Raw genomic sequence first — 19,222 nt, 5'->3', positions numbered from 1 at the left:
CGGCTTTTTTTATTGAAAAAACATTGCAGCCAACGGAACCAGAATTAACGAGATCAACATCGACAGTAAAACAAGTAGTGCCGATTGCTTTTCATTCGATTTTAAAAAGGAAGCGAAAACCGTAAGATTTGCTGCAATCGGGAATAAAGCTAAAAGAATTAATACGTGAGTTTCTTCTGTATTTAAACCGTTTACAAACGCATATTCAAGCCCAATTAAAGCCGCCATAATTACTACTGAAGCGATCACTCGAACTCCTAAAAGTTTTAAATAGTAACTCCACTTAAGCGCTTTAAAATCTACCTGCTCAATATTTATCCCGATAATTAACATTCCTGCTACCGAAACAATCACGCTAAAAACATCGACGACCGGTTCTACTGCGCTTGGCGTTTCAAAACCAAATATTTTTAAAATTACTGCGAGTATAAAAACATAAATAAAAGGAACTTTAAAAATCTCTTTTATCGAATGTTTTCTACTGAAGCGAGTTCGCGCTACTTGAAAATAACCTATTATATTTCCGTACAACGCAGAACCAATATAAATACAAATAAGCGTGGTGATCGCTTCTTTCCCAAAAAGTGCATTAACCACAGGAATCCCAAAAAAGGCTACATTAAAAAAAGAAAATCCGCTTTTTAATAAACTTCTACTTTCGCCTTTACCAAAAGTTTTATGTACGATGGTAGCGGGCAAAATCATCGCTACCGAAAGGGCAAAAGAGATAATCGGTAAAATGGTTAAATTTTCAACCGAAGCTTCTAACACGTGATTGATCACCAAAACCGGCATAAAAAAATACAGCAATGGTTTAGATACAATATTCTTCGGAATGATATTTTTTCTAGCTAACACATATCCAATAGGAATACATAATAAATAAGGAATTAAGGTTTTATATAAATCAAGAAAGACGTTCATTCATCTGTATTTTAAATAGAATATCTTTTGCGGCGATCATCGAAGTTTTTACGTTGAACCAAACTGAATTTACATCGAGCAACATTCCGTTATTAATATGGCCTAAAGCGTAAAGCGGCAGATCTTGTTTAGGAGTCACGACACGCATTGTTCGCTCATCAATATAAATACCTCCAATCTCGTGCGGAATAATCGTTTGGCTTTTTAATAAATTCTGAATTAACGCATTCTCCATACTTTCTACACTTGAAGGCGTTCCTGTAGCATTTACTAATTTATCAACTTTAAAACTTTCAGCCTTTTCAAGCTTAATTTCAAAACCGTTATTTTCAATATAATTGGCTTCTTGGTAACCGCCTATTACTTCTAGTTGATTGTTTTCCATCAACTTTTTCAGTTTATACGCATTATGTAGAGGCATTGCGTGACGGTTAATTTGCCAATACTTCCCGATCCAATCTCCAAAATGCTTTTTTTGTTCTGTTGAAAGCCAACTCCAAATGGTTGAAGCATCGTGACGCAAAGCATAGGCTAAATTTAATAGTGAATCTCCGTTATTTTCAGCAGCATAAATATCGATCTCTAAAAACTCTTCTGCACTACGATCGTCACGTTTTAACGCATTCCAATCTAAGCTGAAACCTTCTAGAGCTTCTACTTCTTGCATAAAAAGTTTAAAAAGCTCTTTTACTTTAGGCTTTCTAGTTTCATCTCTTTTAAGTTGATGAATGTTTGAAAGCGTAATAAATTTCCTGTCGATCTCATTGTTTTGCAAAGGTTGGACGCGCGGCAATAAACCTTCAGGAGAGATTAATTTTATTTTCCCTTTATGGTTTTGGTCGATAAGTGTAAGAACCGTGTCGATCGCGCTTAAACTGGTTCCTAAAACGCCGACCGTATCTTCAGGACTTATTTTTTGCTTTAAATTTTCTACCGGCCAGGGGAAGTTGATAAACTCTTTATATTGTTCACAATCTTTAAACGTATTGGGTTTTGGTGTTCCTAAGGCTAACACTACATAATCTGAAGTAATCTGTTCTTGGTTGGCGAAACTAAGTGTAAAAGCTTCAGTTTTATTTTTTTCAACATTAACGACTTCACCCTCTAAAAAATTCACTTGAATACCGCCTTGTACTGCTTTTTCTTTAAAAACTGAAAATTGTTCAGCTACATAATCGCCATAAAGTAAACGACTGGTATAGGTTTCTTCTGCTTCTGATGATGTTCTATAAGTCTCAAAATTCTTTCGCTTCTCTTTTAACCAAGTCACAAAATGTTCGGGCTCTTCTCCAAAAATGCCCATGAGATCGGCTTGCGTATTGAGTAAATGACTTTTTTGCTGCGTACCAAAGGCCAAGCCATAGCCTATTTTTTTATCTTTTTCTATTAAAGTTAATCTTACTTTTTCCTGAAGTTCTTCTGCTAAAATTTGAATTACCAGTTCGATAAACACAGCAGAACCACAAGCGCCACCGCCAACAATGGTGATATTTTTCATTGAAATAATTTTAAGAAACCTGAAGTTAACCAATGCCTTAAAGCTGCTCAAAAGTTTATAAAAACTTTAGTTTTTCTGCAGATCTGCTTTAAAAAGTTTAAAGAACGTGTATTTTTAGTATTTTTGACGTTCATTATCTCTTATTGAAACATTTATTTGCTATGAAAAAGAAAATCACAATCAAAGAAATTGCTAAAATCTTAATGGTCTCTGTATCAACCGTATCTAAAGCAATGAATGATAGCCCCGAGATAAGTGAAAAAACCAAAAAGAAAGTAAAAGAACTGGCTAAGTTTTACGGTTACGTACCTAACCACATTGCCGTAAGTTTAAAAAACCAGTCTACTTTTAATATAGGAGTAATTATACCCGATATACAAAACTCCTTTTTAGCTGAAGTATTAAAAAATATTGAAGTTCACGCTAAGAAAAATGGTTACCGAATTATAACTTTCTTTACCGGTGAAAAATTAAAAGAAGAACGAGAAAGCCTCAATATTCTATCAAATGGAATGGTAGAAGGTATTATTGTTTGCCCTTCTGAAGAAACTTTTGTCGAACGACAATTCGAGCATTTTAAAAATATTGCCGAAACTACACCTATCGTCACTTTCGACAGATTACACAAAGAGTTGAATTTTAACTCTGTTTCTGTAGATGACGACCAAAGTATTTTAAAGGCTTGCGATCATTTTCAAAGCACCGATGCTAAAAACATTTTATTTGTTTCATCGATCGGTTGGCTTTCGGTGGGTAAAACCCGAAGAAGAACTTTTACCGGATTTATAGAAAACAATACTTCTGTTACCGGTGAAACTATCGAAGAACACGATCTAGACGAACTTCGTAAAAAAATTGAAGCGAGAATCACCGACGATTCTCAACCGAATATCGATGCCATTTTAGGAGCCGATATTGAGTCGACCTCGATTGCTAGCGCAAGTATTTCTCGAAATAAATTAAAGTTTATCGATGAGATCTCGTTAATTGGTTACGTAAACAAAAAACAAAACGAATTACAATTCCCAAGGGTTTCTTACATTAATCAATATCCTGAAAAAGTAGGAGAAAAAGCCGTCGAGCTTTTAATAAGCAACCTTAAACAGGATCAAAAGAAAATTACCCAAGAGATCATTAAAACAGAAATCGTTAAAAAAGATACTTCCAAATAATTTTCAATTCATAAAAAATAATAAAAGCCATTCAAGCAAACTTTACTTGAATGGTTTTTTAATATCACAAGGTTTTTCGGTAGTCTTCATTCAGCATTAAATCAATATTTTATAGATGAATTATTGCTGAAGTATTTCAAGTTCATATTCAAATTGAACATTTATTGAGTATGTTAAATTCATATTTCTTCAGCTTCTAAAGTTGAGTAAATCTATATTTTTTATATATTTAACAGTAATTAAAAAATCCAAAGTTTATGAAACAACAAATTACTCTACTTGCAATACTTTTTACAGGATTTTTTAGCATTGCTCAAAGTGAAGAAGACTACACCGTGGTGAAAAACGGCGTTGTGTTTTTTGATGAATTAAAAGAAGTAAAAGCTGAATATTACTATAAAGACGATTCGTTTATCTACGAAGATTACGAAATTGAAGACAACAAAATTTCTGAAGACGGCGAAGAATTAATTAGCTTTCGAGGAAGAAAATTAGAGCTAGAAGGAAATGAATTTGCTTTTAGAGGAAAATTTATGTCACTCAAAAAAGCTAAAGTAATCGATAAAAATAGCGGCGAGGTTTTATTTACCATTCGCAAAACAAAAAAGTTATTTCCGAACGCGATAGAAATTACTGAAGTAAACCAACTTGAATTATCTGAAGAAGCCAAAGAATTATTTGAAGTGTGGTTACTTTTTCAAAAAGGCAAATGGTTAAAAAATAAAACAGAAACCTTAGAGGCAATTTCTACCGGTGTTGGCGCCGGAGTGATGAGCGCAGTAATGGTTTCTACGTTAAGAAACTAAAATTTCATTTTATAAATCTTGAAAAAAGTTGAAATTCACGGTCATCGTGGCGATCGTGGGCATTTTCCTGAAAATAGTATTCCCGCGTTTTTAAGTGCCTTGCAAAAAGGTGTCGACGTATTAGAAATGGATGTGGTTATTTCTAAAGACAAGCAAGTTGTGGTTTCGCACGAGCCTTTTATGGCTTCACTTTATATGCTTCAACCCAACGGAAAAAGTATCTTGAAAAATGAAGAAAAAAACTTCAACCTTTATCAAATGGATTATGAAGTTATTAAGCAGTTTGATGGCGGCTCGAAAATAAATCCTAAATTTCTTCAGCAACAAAAAATAAAAACCTACAAACCTTTGCTTTCAGAAGTGATTAGCGCAGTTGAAAATTTCATCGAAAAGCACCAACTCTCTTCGGTAAAATACAATATCGAACTAAAATCTGAAGTAGAAGATTATGGTATTTTTCAGCCTGAACCTGAAGAATTTGTTCATTTAGTGGCTCAGGTTTTAAAAGATCATCAAATTGAAAATCGAGTGATCTTACAATCGTTCGACATTCAAATTTTAGAAGAAATTCATCAACAACATCCTTCTTTCACGCTTGCTTATTTAGTAGAAGATGGCGAAGCAACAGCTAACCTGAAAAAGCTGAGTTTTACACCTTCCATTTATAGTCCGCATTTCACTTTAGTTTCTTCACAAAAAGTAAAAAAATTACAGCAGCAAAAGATAAAAGTAATTCCGTGGACGGTAAATACCACAAAAGATCTTCAGCAAATGATGGAGTTTGGTGTTGACGGAATTATTAGTGATTATCCTGAACTTGCGATCAACATTCGAGATCACTATCTTTAACTAAACAATTAACTTATGAGAACGATTATTTCACTTTTAGGATGCTTCTTCATTGCAGCTTTTACGCTTACGCAAGCACAAACCCAACAGCAGTTAGAACAGACCGTAGAAGAATTTAGAAAGGTGTTAATTGAACCTACTGAAGAGGAATTGCTAGAACTTACCGCTAAAGACTTAGATTACTGGCATTCTTCTGGCAATTATGAAGATCAAGAAACGTTTATCGCTACCTTACTTTCAGGAAAATCTGATTTTGTAACGTTAAGTTTTAGCGATCAAAAAATAAAACTTCACGATCAAACAGCCATTGTTCATCATATTCTAGAAGCTAAAACCAATGACTCCGGTAAGCCCGGCAATGTGAAAATTGGTAATCTTTTGGTTTGGCAATGGCAAAATAATCGCTGGAAGCTAATTGCTCGCCAAGCCTATAAATTAAAATAGTTACGGGTTTAAAATGGCGTAAACACTAAGGCTGATCCACTTACCGTCTTTTTGTTCACAATCTTTCATCGTTCCTTCGTAAGTAAAACCTGTTTTTGCTATCGCTCGCCGGCATTTGGTATTTTCGCTTTCTACAAAACCTTCGATACGATGAAGCTGAAGTTCGTTAAAACCATACGCGACAATTTTCGGCATTACTTCCTGCAAAATACCTTTACCCCAATGTTCAGGTAAAAGCCAAATACCTATTTCTGCTTTTTGGTGTAATTCGATCAGATCGTTTAACCCAACAGCTCCTAAAAATTGGTCTGTATTTAGTTCGCAGATCGCAAACCATTTACCACTACCCGACAGTTCTAAATTTTTATACCATTGCAATTGGGCTTTGGTTTCTTCTAACGATGCAAAACTAACCCCATAATGTTTAATAACATCGGGATGAGACAAGCCTTTAAATATCATCGATAGATCAGAACTATTAATCGATCTTAGGTAATACTTAGACCTTTGTAAATTGATTTTAAACATATTATCTTTGAAATTAACAAACATTAGTTATCAACAGCGATCGATTATTTTTATGATTTAAAATAAATAATAACTAAAATTTATCAATATTAACTACATTTATGAATAACTATACTTTAATATTGCAATTTATCTAAAATACTTACACTTCAATTAAAATCACAACTACTTAGCATATAAACACTTAATGTTAATAATTATCTAAAAAATCGTTTAAGTAACAAATATTAACTACTATATTATCCTTATTAATAACCCCACTAAAACAAATCAATGAAGAAAGAGATGAAATCTCGTCAGAGATCAATTAGACTAAAAACTGAAATTTGTGAAAATATTGAACAACTTGCTATCGAAGAGAATAGAACGTTTAACAATATGGTTGAAACTTTATTAATGAAAGCACTAGAATGCAAGACTGTTGATTCTTAAATCAACTCCTTACTTACCTCTTACAATTATTAATGAAAATTTGCTCATAGAAATATAAGCTCAATAATCGGGCTTATATTTTTGTGCGCAAATTTTTATACTTCATAAGCTTTATTCTTCTACAACAATAGATCCAACGACCATATCCAGAAGTTTTTTTAGTTAACAGTATGCAGTTTTCAGTTGACAGTTTACAGTGTCAGTAAACAGTTCTCAGTTGACAGTTTCAGTAAATAGTTATCATAAACTTTAAGAGAGGTTCTAAATATCAATACAATTATTTATTTCTAATAATTCAGACTCCAACCTTGTCACTTCGAGTGTTTTATTTTGAAGCGCAGCGGAAGAATAAAATGTATCGAGAAGTCTTTTTTTAGTTGACATTTTTCAAAATAAAATAACGCGATAAAGTTTTTAATAAGATTATCGTTTTAACATTAAATTTTTAAATTTATAGCCAAGAACATTTCCAACCCGATTCAATGGCATTATTTCAAACTTCGGTTTTAAAAAAATACCTTAAAGCCCAAGACCAAAACCAGATTTCTAAGGCGTATAGAAAGTTTAGCAAGTACTTTTTAGATCCTAAAATTCAGGAAAATATAAAAAGCTCGAAAGAAGAAGAATATCAGGGTATTTTTCTTACCGAGTTGTTTGTAAAGGTTTTAGACTACACAATGAAGCCTAACGCAAACTATAATCTGGTAGCCGAGTATAAAAATCAAACCAACTCGCGCAAAGCCGATGGTGCCATTTTAAAAGAAAATATAGCCTTAGGCGTTATCGAACTTAAAGGTACCAACACCAAACATTTAGAAGGGATTCGCCAGCAGGCGTTCGATTATAAAGCCAACCAAAAAGGTTGTGTATATGTAATTACTTCCAATTTCGAAAAACTTCGATTTTATATTAACGATGCGACCGAGTTCTTAGAATTCGATCTGTTTAGTTTAACCGAAGATCGCTTTGCCCTCTTATATTTATGCTTGCAGCAGGATAATTTTTTAAGCGGTTTACCTTTAGAAATTAAAGAAGCTTCGTTGGTAGAAGAAAGCCAGATTACCAAAGGTTTTTATAAAGATTACTCGGTTTTTAAGCGTGAATTGTATCGCGATTTAGTGAGAAATAATGCTAAAAAATTAAAAGCTGGCGCATCGAATGTCATCTCGAGCGAATTCGAGAGATCTCCTGAGGAATTACAGGAACAACAGCGCCTCGAAAAAAACGTAAAGCTCACTTTATTTAAAAAGTCACAGAAATTAATCGATCGTTTTCTGTTTATCTTTTTTGCTGAAGATCGCGGACTGTTACCGCCCAACGCCATTTTACAGATCATCGAAGATTGGAACAAGCTTAAAGACCTGGATGTAAACCAACCGCTTTACGAGCGCTTTAAACTTTATTTTAGTTATCTGGACACCGGCCGAAAAGGCACCGATAAAAAAGCAGAGATCTTTGCTTATAATGGCGGACTTTTTAAACCCGATGCGATTTTAGATCTTTTAGAGATCAATGATGAATTGCTTTATAAACACACGGCAAAACTTTCGGCTTACGATTTTGAAAGTCAGGTTGATGTAAATATTCTGGGACATATTTTTGAAAATTCGCTAAATGAAATTGAAAGTGTAAATGCTGAAATTGAAGGTGATAATTTTGATAAGCAGAAGAGTAAACGTAAAAAAGACGGTGTTTTCTACACCCCTAAATATATTACCAAATATATTGTTGAAAATACCGTAGGTAAGCTTTGTGAAGAAAAGAAAACCGAACTCGAGTTTCGGGAAGAAGAATATTTTGAAGTAAAAAAAGGCACACACACCGCAACCAAAAAGAAGTTGCTTGCCACGCTCGACACTTATCGAGATTGGTTATTGCAGCTTACTATTTGCGATCCTGCCTGTGGCTCGGGTGCATTTTTAAACCAGGCGTTGGAATTTCTTATTGCAGAACACGCCTATATCGACGAGCTTAAAGCCAAAGTTTTGGGTGGCGCGATCGTGTTTAGCGATATCGAAAATACCATTTTAGAAAACAATATTTACGGTGTAGATATTAACGAAGAAAGTGTAGAAATTGCCAAACTTTCGCTTTGGTTACGTACCGCGCAACCGCGTAGAAAATTAAACGATCTAAGCAGCAATATTAAATGTGGTAATTCTTTGATCGACGCTAAAAGCGTTGCCGGCGATAAAGCCTTTAAATGGGAAGAAGAATTCCCGGCAGTTTTTGATAAAGGTGGTTTTGATGTGGTGATTGGGAATCCGCCGTATTTGAGTACAAAAGAAATTGATAATAAAAGCAAAACTTTTTTTAAAGCTGAATTCCAAACAGCAATTGGTCAGTTTGATTTATATGGTCTTTTTATTGAAAAGTCATACAAAATATTGAGAGATAAAGGTGTATTCTCTTTTATTACATCGAATACTTTTTTAAGTAACAAAGATTTTATTGTATTAAGAAAAATGCTATTATCAAAAACTAAAATAAATACACTAGTAAACCTAGGAGAAACGGTTTTTGAAGATGCAAATTTAGATGTGGCAATAATAGGGTTTAGGAAAGTCATCGACAACAAAGGAAGTATCTTAATTATTAAAAACAGGAAAGATTTCGATGAAAACAATATAACTTTTATTGGTCAAAAGTTTTTTTGGAATGAATTGAATAATTATGAGTTTAAAATTAATTGTAAAGAGAGAGATTTCCTATTATTAGAAAAACTATTTAAAAATGCTGAAATTCTTGATTCCATACTAGATCTCCCAAGAGGTATTGAAATCGGTGGGAATTCTGATAAAATTTCAGAAGTTTTAAAAACAGATCATGAAAAGCTTCTTGTTGGAAGAGATTTATCAAGATATAGCTACACTTTTTCCAATCGTTTTATCAAATTTGAAAATAACATCTCTACCTTCAAGAATAAAGAAATATATATTCAGCCAAAAATTTTAATACAGAGAATAAGAAATCTCTCTTTAAGAAGAAGAATTATTGCTGCGTATGATGACAAATCTATGTTATGTACAAATACACTTAGAATTGGGATTCAAAAAAATGAAAACTTTAATCTGAAATTCATTTTAGCAGTTTTGAACTCTTCAACTATAAATTATATCTTCTTAAAGTTTTTTCTTAATAAAGATATTTATGCATATCAACTTAAAACAATACCTATTAAGTTTGTTAACCCAAGAATACAGTATGAATTTTCAGACAAAGTAGATCAGTTAATTAACTTGAACAAACAGTTTTCAGAAAAAACAGAAAAATTCCAAAACTATCTATTATCACAATTTCCGGTAGAAAAACTCTCTAAAAAACTCCAAAACTGGCACGAGTTAGATTTTGGTGAGTTTATCAAAGAACTTAATAAAGCTATTAATGCAGCAAACCGTGAGCGTCGTAAAAAAGAGCAACCAGAAATCCCAAAACTCACCAAAAAAGATGAGTTTGAGTGGATGGAGCTTTTTGAAGACAACAAGAAAAAAGCCGTAGAACTACAAACACAAATCAACCAGCTGGACCACCAAATCGACCAAATGGTGTACGAGCTTTACGGCCTAACCGAGGAAGAAATCGCTATTGTAGAAAATTCGTAAATAATTCAAATTAACTTATGGCGATTCACGAGCTCTTAAAAAAATAGAATGACGCGAGATAAATCGCCATTGTAGAAAACGCTTAAAAGTCACCTGTTGTCACACTGAGCGGAGTCGAAGTGTCGATTTAGCGGATCATCTAAATTATAAAAAGCAAGATGAGATGCTGTGTCAAGCACAGCATGACGAAGAAAAGAAATTCATTTTAAAAACCTCCTAAAAACAAAAAACCCTCTAAAATCGTAAGATTAAAGAGGGTTAAAGTACTCGGGACGGGACTTGAATATTACAATTCATCAAATTTTCAAAACCCCTACAAAACAAACTAAAACATCAACATAATCAACACATTACAAACTATTTTAAAAATTAATCTTATTGAAGCAAATTGAATAAAATTGCATTAAATTGAACTTTTGCGTACAGATTGCGTACAAAAATTAAAAATCGTACGCCAAAATAATTATATTTGAGTGTTCAAATGTTCAACTTATGGCAACCGTATATTTTTTATACCGATCTACACGAAAAAAAGCACCCTTAACTATCCGCTTACAGGATAAAAACACCACAGGGGAAAAATTCCAATTTCAAGCAAAAACAGAATTGGAAGTAACTAAGGAATTTTAGGAAAAGACAAGACACAAAAAAAGGAACGTAACCGCATCCGATAAAAAAACTATTTCAGATGTAAACAATGAACTTTCAGAATTAGAAGACAGTATTTTGAAAGTTTACAAAAAAGAAAAGCCAAACCCCGAAAATAAAGACTGGCTGAAAAACACCGTTCACGATTATTTCAATCCTGTAAAAGAAGAAAAAAGAAGTGATTTAATAGCCGACTGCATTACTTATGTTATTGATACCGCTAATGTTAGAGAAAATAACAAAAAAGGCTTGGGCTTATCTACAAGCCGTATTAATTCCTACAAAAATCTTTTAAAAATTATTGAGAAATACCAAAAAGGAAAAAACCCTTTCAAGGTTAAAGATGTAGATATACGTTTTGGCAAAAACTTTTTAAACTGGCTAATTAATAAACAATACTATTCAGAAAGTTACGCACGTAAAAAAGTAGATGACTTAAAAACAGTTTGTCGAGATGCTGAAATTGACGGAATAGAAACAAGCACACAATTAAATAAAGTGAAAGGCGGAAAACCTCAAAAAGAACATATCATATACTTAAGTCCGCAGGAATTAGAAAAAATAGAAAAAACACATATTATAAACCCCACATTACAAAACGCCCGTAAATGGCTTTTATTTGGTTGCCACATAGGGCAAAGGGGCAGCGACTTATTAAAGATAACAGAAAGCAATTTTGTTATACGTCAAGGTTTAGAAGTCATAGAACTAAAACAAAAGAAAACAGGCAAGAATATAACTATTCCTATACTGGATAAAACAAAAGAAATTCTTAGTAATGGTTTACCTAGAAAAATATCTATTCAAAACCTTAACAACTATTTTAAAGAAGTTTGCAAAGTTGCAGGAATAGACCACCCCACCAAAGGAAGTAAAATATTAATGGTTGACAAGAACGGAAAAGAAATACCTAAAGACGAGAAAGGCAACTATATTGAAAAAGGAGTTAAAAGAACCATCACAGGAATTTACCCTAAACACGAATTAATTAGTACACACGTTTGCAGACGTTCTTTTGCAACTAATCTTTACGGTACATTACCAACCGCCCTTATTATGCAAATAACCGCCCACAGTACCGAAAAAATGTTTTTAAAATACATTGGTAAAAACTCTTTAGACTATGCGCAACAAATAGCCGATTTCTACGAATTACAAAAAATTAAAAAAGACAAAGAACCTCAATTAAACGTTATCAAAAACGTATCAAGCCATTAATATGAAAAAACTTAGTGAAGAAGAAAAAAAAAGACCTTTTAAAAAGAAAAGAAGAATATTAAAAAGACCATTAACTAGAAGTGAAAGATTACTACTAATAGCAATGAAAAACGTAAATGAGAAAAGAAAAAAACAATCCTAACATTTAATTATTATGACATATCAAAAACAAATTAAAGAACACTTCAAAACAACCCATGCAATTGCATTAATGATTTTAAATGACAGCATCATATTTGACCGTATGAGTAAAGGATTTGAATTTATGCAAGGTTCAGCAGATCCGCAGAATACTTATTCAGGAAACGCACCGATAACTAATTACAATGGTTACGGAATACTTAGCAAATTAATGATAAATGAAGACAACGATTTTTTAAAAGACGAAATACACAACATATACGAGAAACACCTTAAAACCGATTATTCTAAACCTGCAAGACAGCGTAAAACCTCTAAAGAAATTGCACAAGAAATTTTAACGGAATATGAATGTAAAATTTTCGACTTCAAAAACCTAACACATACAAACTAATAATACTTAAAAAAAGGCAACGCAAAAAAAAATTGTTCAAATGAGTTTAATTAAAACCCGTACTACTTTAAAAGATTTTAATAATCATTTTGAAAATGATTTTATCAATTACAAAAAAAAATATATCGATTGCAGTAAAAAGCAATTTATAAATGAATTAGAAAATCATTACAAACATTGCTTAAAAAATGTCAGAATAATAAATATACCTGAACTTGGTTTATATGAGGTTGACAATGAAGCAAATCATTACGGGGTTTATATAATACCCGAAATACAAGATTTGTACAAAAATGAAGATGGTACAAATGAACTTAAACGCAAAAATTTAGAAATAACTTTTGAAAATATTTTAGACCAACTTAAAATTAAGAAATCTAGAATTTCAAGTGATAATAATACCAGTCAAATACCTGTAAGTAAATTGAAATGGCAAGGCACACAAACCCAATTCATAGAACTAACAAAAGCACTAATAGAGAACGGAAGTATCAAAGGACTTCAAAAAGATGTTATCGCCTCACTTTCTCAATTTTTAAACATCAAAATTAAAAACCCTGACAAAACAATACAGGATATTAAAAATAGAAATGTTGGTAGTGAAACACTTTTTCTAAATGACCTAAAAACATCTTTATACAATTTCATTTCATTAGAGAAAGAAAAAAATAGACGTTAGGTAAACGTAACTTACCGTTAAACAGAAAGAACCAAATAGATATTTGTTGCATAACATTAAAACAAATCGTTATGCAAACTTTACAAATTACCTTACCCGAAAATGTATTGCAAGACCTTGCAAGCATCAAACAACAACTTCAAGAACTCAAAAAGGAGTTTAAACCCAAAGAACCTACTAAGTATTTAACCCGTAACGAGGTCGCAAAAATGCTTAGTGTAGATATTAGCACCGTTCACAACTGGAGCAAAAAGGGTATCTTAAAACCCATTGGTATTGGCGCACGTGTTTACTATAAACGTAAAGAAGTAGAAAGCGCATTTGTAGAACTTCAAAACTAAAACCAATGGCAACGCACACACCAATACGCCACGTTTACGAGGTGCAAAACCCCGAACGTTACAAAGAAGTAAAACATTATTTAATTGTTGAGGTTGCAAACGGCAACCGCCAATTAAATGAGATGATTAACATTTCTAAAGACCGTAAATTTTCTAAAGCCAAAGATGTTGACTACTGGCTAAAAGGAAAAGATACCAACCAAAAGAAATGGAGTAAAGCAATTACAGGACTTAAACCAACCTCAACGCCAATGGTTTATTATGGCGATATACCTGTAAAACAAAAGGGAAAAATAAAGCCTACTAATCTACTTCTATTCTATTTCTATGAAAATGCTAAAAAGTTAATCATAGACGTTTACAACGACTTTTACACACAGAACAAAGAAGAACTACAACAACTTATTAAAAAAGGTTTATAAACAAAAAAAGAGGGCGTTCAACCCCTCTTTTATTTTGTTCAAATGTTGGCAATACTGGCAACGCATTACCTATTCACAAATATAAGATTTTCTTTTGATTGATTTCACTAAAATATTATTACTAGGTATCGACCTTAAACGGTTGTATAATTTGCCACAACTGGAATTTAAAACTGAAGTTTCAGAAAAAACAGGCGTTTTATCTACTAAGCACACAGCATACTATCACTTTTGTAAGATCGTAATTTATGATAGTGGTTTAATTTTATTTTCGGGCAGCATACATAAACTTTACAATTCAATAAAAAACCAAAAAGCCCCTAATTATAACGAGAAGCAAAAGGAAACTTACAAAGGGTTTAACGGCAACCAGTTTACAATTAGTCAAATCTTAGAAGTAAGAACGCATTTAGAAGTATTATTTGATTGCGAACCTCAACAAATGCAATTTCAAAACATAGAGTTTGGCGTAAATACACAGCCAAATTTTGAACCTAAACTATTTCTAAAAGGGTTATTATACCATAATGGTAAAAACTTTGAATATCGTTTTGAAAATAATTTCGCACAAGTTGAACACCAACAATACTTCATTAAAATTTATAATAAGTCTGGACAATTCGGAATTAGTAAACATACCGTAAGAGTTGAACTAAAAGTAACTAAAGCCGAGTACCTTAAAAATTTAAATATTAAAACCTTTGAAGACATTAACCAAAGAACCTTAGAAAATGCGTTAAAATCACTTTTAAAACGTTTTGATGAGGTGGTTTACTACGATTATACAATTAACAAAAAGAACTTCACAAAACGCCAAAAAGAAACCTTAAACAACTATTCTAATCCTAGATACTGGCTTTATAATTTGAAGCCGAAAAATAGAGATAAGCATAAAAAGAAATTGAAAGGTTTTATAATGAATTATTCTAAGAATTTACACCAAAAAATTAGGCGAGAAATTAACCTAAAAGGCGTAACTATTAACCGACTTTTCAAAAAACCCAATGGCGTAACAATTAACACTTCAAGTATAGGGTTAAACATTACGCCTAACACCTCAAAAAAAAGCAGTCAAAAAAAAGATCGAATTTGCCCAATTACTGGAGTAGATATTTCAGTACAAAAAGAAGATAGTTTTTTACTTTCAAATACAGGGTTTAAAGTATTAGAAAAAGAAAATCCAACCTATTATAATTTTCTAATTGAAACCTTACTTACAGGGAAAGCAAACAGATATGAAAAAAGTATTTATTCTAAATTATCTAAACAAGTACGGAATAGGTATTTTAATAACATTGAAAAACATAATCTTAAACAACCTACTTTATTTTAAAAATGGTTTAAACTAAAATAGTTAATAATAGTTATGGCAAATACAACAGGCAAAAAATACGGGGGACGAAAAAAAGGAACACCAAACAAAGACACTAAGCAACTAAGGGAAAAGATAGAAAACCTACTTAGTGAGCAATGGGAGCAAATATTACAAGACTTACGGGAACTAACACCAAAGGAACGTATAGACACGTTTACTAAGTTATTGGAATACTCACTACCTAAATTAAACCGAACGGAATTAAAGGCAACGAACAAACTGGAAGATATTTTAAATATGACACCACAAGAACGCCATGAGCGTATTAAAGAACTAAGTAAAAAAATACAAGAAAATGGAAATTAAGCAAGAATTAAAATTGTTACAAGAAATTGAAGACATTAGTAAAGCCTATATTTTTTTTACTCATAATGAAAGCGCAAAGGGTTATTTTTATCGTGGTATTGGCGATGAGGTTGTAAAGGGAAAAATTGATTATGATACAGTTAAAGGAAAACGATTTTATAAAACTGAAGACTTAGAAAATTTATTACCCAATTTAATACACGTTAATTTTATAGATTTTAGTGAAGATAACGAAGTTTCAGCACCAATACCGAATATTGAAACTTTACAGAAATTAGAAAAACCTATCAATATAATTAATTTAGGAAACGGAATAAATTTAAGCACCTAAATAACTGCAAGTTTAACTTATAAAATTAATTCTAAGATTGAGAATCTAAACTTAGTAAAACTTCACTTTTGAAATAAAAATTTTAAGTAGAATCATTTAAAATTGCTCTTAATTTTAATGTTGCGTACAGATTAGCGTACATACTTGATAACTAAAAACAAAAAACCCTCTAAAATCGTAAGATTAAAGAGGGTTAAAGTACTCGGGACGGGACTTGAACCCGTACGAACTAATGTTCATTGGATTTTAAGTCCAACGTGTCTACCAATTCCACCACCCGAGCCTATATATTTTTAAATAATATTTAGACTTGTCTACTCAGAGCGAAAAACGGGATTCGAACCCGCGACCTCCACCTTGGCAAGGTGGCGCTCTACCAACTGAGCTATTTTCGCGTTAAGCTATGTTTAAGAACGTTGTTGCTCAAATGCGGATGCAAATTTAATCCTTTTCTTCATACACCCAAACTTTTTTGCAAAAAAAATCAAACTTTTTTTGCTTCAGGTTTCGCCGGCTGTAACATTCGCTTAATTTCATTCAACTTCATCAAGGCTTCCACCGGCGTAAGTGTATCAATATCAGTATGTAAAATTTCTTCTTTAATTTCTTGCAGCAAAGGATCGTCTAACTGAAAAAAACTTAGCTGTGGTTCTTGTTCTGCCGCTTCTTTTAATTTTCCGCTCAATTCTTCACTTCCGTGAGACTTTTCCAGCTTTTTTAAGATCTTATTGGCGCGATGCAAAACTTGCTGTGGCATTCCTGCCATTTTCGCTACGTGAATCCCAAAACTATGTTCGCTACCGCCCGGGATGAGCTTCCGCAGAAATAATACGTTATCTTTTAATTCTTTTACCGAAACATTATAATTTTTAATGCGCGTAAAGGTTTGCGTCATTTCATTTAACTCGTGGTAATGCGTTGCAAAAAGTGTTTTCGGTTTTGCCGGATGCTCATGCAGATACTCGCTAATTGCCCACGCGATCGAAATCCCGTCGTAAGTACTCGTACCGCGACCAATTTCATCTAACAACACCAAACTACGATTAGAAATGTTATTTAAGATGTTGGCAGTCTCATTCATCTCGACCATAAACGTCGATTCACCCATACTAATGTTATCGCTCGCTCCTACTCTGGTAAATATTTTATCGACCAAACCAATTTCTGCAGTTTTAGCGGGCACAAAACTTCCCATCTGAGCTAGGAGAACGATCAACGCAGTTTGACGCAAAATAGCCGATTTACCACTCATATTGGGTCCGGTGATCATCACGATCTGCTGTTCTTCTCGATCTAACTGAATATCGTTTGTAATATACGCTTCTCCTACCGGCAATTGCTTTTCGATCACAGGATGGCGACCTTCGTGAATGTTCAGCTCATAACCATCGGTAATTTGCGGCATGCAATAGTTTTCTTCTAAGGCCAATTGCGCAAACGAACATAAACAATCGATACGCCCAACAAGGATCGCATTTTGCTGCACCGATTTAATATAATCGTTGATCCAACTAATTAACTTCTGAAAAATTTCTTGCTCTAATACATGAATTTTCTCTTCGGCTCCTAGAATTTTGGCTTCGTATTCTTTTAATTCTTCAGTAATGTAACGCTCAGAACTTACGAGCGTTTGCTTTCTTACCCAAGTTTCAGGAACTTTATCTTTATGCGTATTTCTAACTTCTATATAGTAGCCAAACACATTATTGCTGGCTATTTTCAAACTGGTAATCCCTGTTGCTTCTACTTCTCGCTCGACCATTTTATCGAGGTAATCTTTACCCGAAAAAGCAATTTGTCGCAGCTCGTCTAATTCTTCAGAAAAACCGGGTGCTACCGCATTTCCTTTCACAATATTTACCGGAGCTTCGTCGTGCAGACATTCTTCAATTTTATTTCGAAGTAAATCGCAAGCGTGTAAATTTTCACCTAAAACTTTTAAGGCTTCGCTATCGGTTTCTGAAATAATTTGCTTGATAGGCACGATCGCATTCAGCGAATTTTTAAGCTGAACAACTTCTCGCGGATTAATTTTTTGCGTCGCTACTTTAGAGATCAAGCGCTCCAGATCACCAATTTGCTTGATGTGTTGCTGAATGTTTTGCTGAAGCGTAAGATGCTTCATAAAATAATTAACGACTTGATGACGCTGCGCAATCTTTTCAGTATTTTTAAGCGGAAGCGCCAACCAACGTTTCAACATTCTTCCGCCCATTGGCGAAATGGTTTTATCGATAACATTTAAAAGCGTAACCGCGTGCTGGTCTTTGGCGTGATACAATTCTAAATTTCGAATGGTAAAACGATCCATCCACACATATTCTTCTTCCGCAATTCTGGCAATAGAAGTAATGTGTTGCAATTTGTGATGTTGTGTTTCACTTAAATAATATAAGATCGCCCCCGAAGCAATAATGCCTTCTTCTAATTGCTCGATCCCAAAACCTTTTAAAGAGTTGGTCTGAAAATGCGTATTTAAAGTTTCGTGCGCATAATCGGGCTGAAAAATCCAATCTTCTAAGTAATACGTATGAAAATCTGAACCAAATTGCTCGGTAAACTGTTTTTTAAATTTCTTCGGAATTAAAACTTCACTCGGACTAAAATTTTGCAACAACTTATCGACATATTCTGCATTGCCCTGAGCGGTTAAAAACTCTCCGGTCGATACATCTAAAAACCCGACTCCGTAATTTTTTTTACCTACGTGAATAGCACATAAAAAGTTATTGGTCTTGCTTTGTAAAACTTCATCGTTTAGCGCAACACCGGGAGTTACCAATTCTGTCACGCCACGTTTTACGATGGTTTTGGTTTGTTTAGGATCTTCTAACTGATCGCAAATCGCCACACGTTGCCCGGCTTTTACCAATTTTGGTAAATATGTATTTAAGGAGTGATGCGGAAAACCTGCCAGCTCAGACCGCTCACCGCCATTATTACGATTGGTGAGTACGATATTTAAGATCTTGGCTGCCTTTACAGCATCTTCACCAAAGGTTTCGTAAAAATCTCCCACCCGAAACAATAACATCGCATCGGGGTACTTCGCTTTAATAGCGTTGTACTGTTTCATTAACGGAGTAACTTTTGCGGCTTTTTTTGCAGACAA

General features: G+C 33.3%; 19 protein-coding genes and 2 tRNA genes. 15 read left to right on the top strand and 6 right to left on the bottom strand.

All coding sequences use genetic code 11. From position 1 onward, the window contains the following. Positions 1–9: 9 nt before the first annotated feature. Both G551_RS0113375 and G551_RS0113370 read right to left on the bottom strand, forming a co-directional pair. Positions 10–924, bottom strand: a complete 915-nt coding sequence (locus G551_RS0113375) for an AEC family transporter (protein WP_027886030.1) — start codon at positions 922–924, stop codon at positions 10–12. Beyond that, complete coding sequence (locus G551_RS0113370) at positions 908–2,422, bottom strand: FAD/NAD(P)-binding protein (RefSeq protein WP_027886029.1); 1,515 nt, start codon at positions 2,420–2,422, stop codon at positions 908–910. Before G551_RS0113370 ends, G551_RS0113375 begins: the two co-directional genes overlap by 17 nt. A 161-nt stretch (positions 2,423–2,583) precedes the next feature. Between G551_RS0113370 and G551_RS0113365 the strand changes: the two genes are divergently transcribed. From G551_RS0113365 to G551_RS0113350, 4 genes are all read left to right on the top strand, one after another. Continuing rightward, positions 2,584–3,594, top strand: coding sequence for a LacI family DNA-binding transcriptional regulator (locus G551_RS0113365; RefSeq protein WP_027886028.1), 1,011 nt, complete (start codon positions 2,584–2,586; stop codon positions 3,592–3,594). 257 nt (positions 3,595–3,851) lie between these two features. Then, positions 3,852–4,400: a hypothetical protein gene (locus tag G551_RS0113360; RefSeq protein WP_027886027.1), complete on the top strand. Its 549-nt coding sequence runs from the start codon at positions 3,852–3,854 to the stop codon at positions 4,398–4,400. Positions 4,401–4,418: 18 nt separating this feature from the next. Continuing rightward, a complete protein-coding gene (locus G551_RS15955; RefSeq protein WP_051191406.1) occupies positions 4,419–5,249 on the top strand; it encodes a glycerophosphodiester phosphodiesterase family protein in 831 nt (276 codons plus the stop codon). A gap of 15 nt (positions 5,250–5,264) precedes the next feature. Continuing rightward, a complete protein-coding gene (locus G551_RS0113350) occupies positions 5,265–5,693 on the top strand; it encodes a nuclear transport factor 2 family protein (RefSeq protein ID WP_027886026.1) in 429 nt (142 codons plus the stop codon). Here the strand turns inward: G551_RS0113350 and G551_RS0113345 are convergent, their stop codons facing one another. Next, the gene (locus G551_RS0113345; protein WP_027886025.1) at positions 5,694–6,221 is read right to left on the bottom strand and encodes a GNAT family N-acetyltransferase; all 528 of its coding nucleotides are present in this window, start codon (positions 6,219–6,221) and stop codon (positions 5,694–5,696) included. Positions 6,222–6,494: 273 nt separating this feature from the next. Between G551_RS0113345 and G551_RS16695 the strand changes: the two genes are divergently transcribed. From G551_RS16695 to G551_RS0113290, 11 genes are all read left to right on the top strand, one after another. Further along, positions 6,495–6,653, top strand: a complete 159-nt coding sequence (locus G551_RS16695; RefSeq protein WP_169558821.1) for a hypothetical protein — start codon at positions 6,495–6,497, stop codon at positions 6,651–6,653. Between the two features lie 482 nt (positions 6,654–7,135). Then, complete coding sequence (locus G551_RS0113335) at positions 7,136–10,255, top strand: Eco57I restriction-modification methylase domain-containing protein (RefSeq protein WP_027886024.1); 3,120 nt, start codon at positions 7,136–7,138, stop codon at positions 10,253–10,255. A gap of 726 nt (positions 10,256–10,981) precedes the next feature. Next, complete coding sequence (locus G551_RS15950; RefSeq protein ID WP_051191404.1) at positions 10,982–12,121, top strand: tyrosine-type recombinase/integrase; 1,140 nt, start codon at positions 10,982–10,984, stop codon at positions 12,119–12,121. Position 12,122: 1 nt separating this feature from the next. Beyond that, positions 12,123–12,263, top strand: coding sequence for a hypothetical protein (locus G551_RS16585; RefSeq protein ID WP_156876806.1), 141 nt, complete (start codon positions 12,123–12,125; stop codon positions 12,261–12,263). Positions 12,264–12,275: 12 nt separating this feature from the next. Continuing rightward, positions 12,276–12,656, top strand: a complete 381-nt coding sequence (locus tag G551_RS0113320) for a hypothetical protein (RefSeq protein ID WP_027886023.1) — start codon at positions 12,276–12,278, stop codon at positions 12,654–12,656. 40 nt (positions 12,657–12,696) lie between these two features. Beyond that, complete coding sequence (locus G551_RS0113315) at positions 12,697–13,335, top strand: RteC domain-containing protein (protein ID WP_027886022.1); 639 nt, start codon at positions 12,697–12,699, stop codon at positions 13,333–13,335. Positions 13,336–13,406: 71 nt separating this feature from the next. After that, a complete protein-coding gene (locus G551_RS0113310; protein WP_027886021.1) occupies positions 13,407–13,676 on the top strand; it encodes a helix-turn-helix domain-containing protein in 270 nt (89 codons plus the stop codon). Positions 13,677–13,681: 5 nt separating this feature from the next. Continuing rightward, positions 13,682–14,098, top strand: coding sequence for a hypothetical protein (locus G551_RS0113305; protein WP_027886020.1), 417 nt, complete (start codon positions 13,682–13,684; stop codon positions 14,096–14,098). A 151-nt stretch (positions 14,099–14,249) separates the two neighbouring features. Beyond that, positions 14,250–15,431, top strand: a complete 1,182-nt coding sequence (locus tag G551_RS0113300) for a hypothetical protein (RefSeq protein WP_156876805.1) — start codon at positions 14,250–14,252, stop codon at positions 15,429–15,431. 33 nt (positions 15,432–15,464) lie between these two features. Continuing rightward, positions 15,465–15,779: a hypothetical protein gene (locus tag G551_RS16760; RefSeq protein ID WP_189394863.1), complete on the top strand. Its 315-nt coding sequence runs from the start codon at positions 15,465–15,467 to the stop codon at positions 15,777–15,779. Continuing rightward, a complete protein-coding gene (locus tag G551_RS0113290) occupies positions 15,769–16,110 on the top strand; it encodes a hypothetical protein (protein ID WP_027886018.1) in 342 nt (113 codons plus the stop codon). The genes G551_RS16760 and G551_RS0113290 overlap by 11 nt, the downstream gene beginning before the upstream one ends. A gap of 199 nt (positions 16,111–16,309) precedes the next feature. Here the strand turns inward: G551_RS0113290 and G551_RS0113285 are convergent. From G551_RS0113285 to mutS, 3 genes are all read right to left on the bottom strand, one after another. Next, a tRNA-Leu gene (locus G551_RS0113285) sits at positions 16,310–16,393 on the bottom strand. Between the two features lie 39 nt (positions 16,394–16,432). Continuing rightward, positions 16,433–16,505, bottom strand: a tRNA-Gly gene (locus tag G551_RS0113280). Between the two features lie 89 nt (positions 16,506–16,594). Next, a complete protein-coding gene (gene mutS / locus G551_RS0113275; RefSeq protein WP_051191422.1) occupies positions 16,595–19,186 on the bottom strand; it encodes a DNA mismatch repair protein MutS in 2,592 nt (863 codons plus the stop codon). Positions 19,187–19,222 lie beyond the last annotated feature (36 nt).

This window comes from Mesonia mobilis DSM 19841 (assembly GCF_000423405.1).
In the GTDB taxonomy this organism is placed as follows: Bacteria; Bacteroidota; Bacteroidia; order Flavobacteriales; family Flavobacteriaceae; genus Mesonia; species Mesonia mobilis.
Note: the sequence above shows the minus strand (reverse complement) of the source record. Positions and strands in the feature narration are given on the sequence as shown.

Excerpts from the sequence above, each read along its gene's own strand:
- G551_RS0113320 (WP_027886023.1), top strand. The coding sequence starts at position 12,276 with ATGACATATCAAAAACAAATTAAAGAACACTTCAAAACAACCCATGCA.
- G551_RS16585 (WP_156876806.1), top strand. The coding sequence starts at position 12,123 with ATGAAAAAACTTAGTGAAGAAGAAAAAAAAAGACCTTTTAAAAAGAAA.
- G551_RS0113350 (WP_027886026.1), top strand. The coding sequence starts at position 5,265 with ATGAGAACGATTATTTCACTTTTAGGATGCTTCTTCATTGCAGCTTTT.
- G551_RS0113360 (WP_027886027.1), top strand. The coding sequence starts at position 3,852 with ATGAAACAACAAATTACTCTACTTGCAATACTTTTTACAGGATTTTTT.
- G551_RS0113335 (WP_027886024.1), top strand. The coding sequence starts at position 7,136 with ATGGCATTATTTCAAACTTCGGTTTTAAAAAAATACCTTAAAGCCCAA.
- G551_RS0113375 (WP_027886030.1), bottom strand. The coding sequence starts at position 924 with ATGAACGTCTTTCTTGATTTATATAAAACCTTAATTCCTTATTTATTA.
- G551_RS0113365 (WP_027886028.1), top strand. The coding sequence starts at position 2,584 with ATGAAAAAGAAAATCACAATCAAAGAAATTGCTAAAATCTTAATGGTC.
- mutS (WP_051191422.1), bottom strand. The coding sequence starts at position 19,186 with ATGAAACAGTACAACGCTATTAAAGCGAAGTACCCCGATGCGATGTTA.
- G551_RS0113315 (WP_027886022.1), top strand. The coding sequence starts at position 12,697 with ATGAGTTTAATTAAAACCCGTACTACTTTAAAAGATTTTAATAATCAT.
- G551_RS0113305 (WP_027886020.1), top strand. The coding sequence starts at position 13,682 with ATGGCAACGCACACACCAATACGCCACGTTTACGAGGTGCAAAACCCC.
- G551_RS16695 (WP_169558821.1), top strand. The coding sequence starts at position 6,495 with ATGAAGAAAGAGATGAAATCTCGTCAGAGATCAATTAGACTAAAAACT.
- G551_RS0113345 (WP_027886025.1), bottom strand. The coding sequence starts at position 6,221 with ATGTTTAAAATCAATTTACAAAGGTCTAAGTATTACCTAAGATCGATT.
- G551_RS0113310 (WP_027886021.1), top strand. The coding sequence starts at position 13,407 with ATGCAAACTTTACAAATTACCTTACCCGAAAATGTATTGCAAGACCTT.
- G551_RS0113290 (WP_027886018.1), top strand. The coding sequence starts at position 15,769 with ATGGAAATTAAGCAAGAATTAAAATTGTTACAAGAAATTGAAGACATT.
- G551_RS16760 (WP_189394863.1), top strand. The coding sequence starts at position 15,465 with ATGGCAAATACAACAGGCAAAAAATACGGGGGACGAAAAAAAGGAACA.
- G551_RS0113370 (WP_027886029.1), bottom strand. The coding sequence starts at position 2,422 with ATGAAAAATATCACCATTGTTGGCGGTGGCGCTTGTGGTTCTGCTGTG.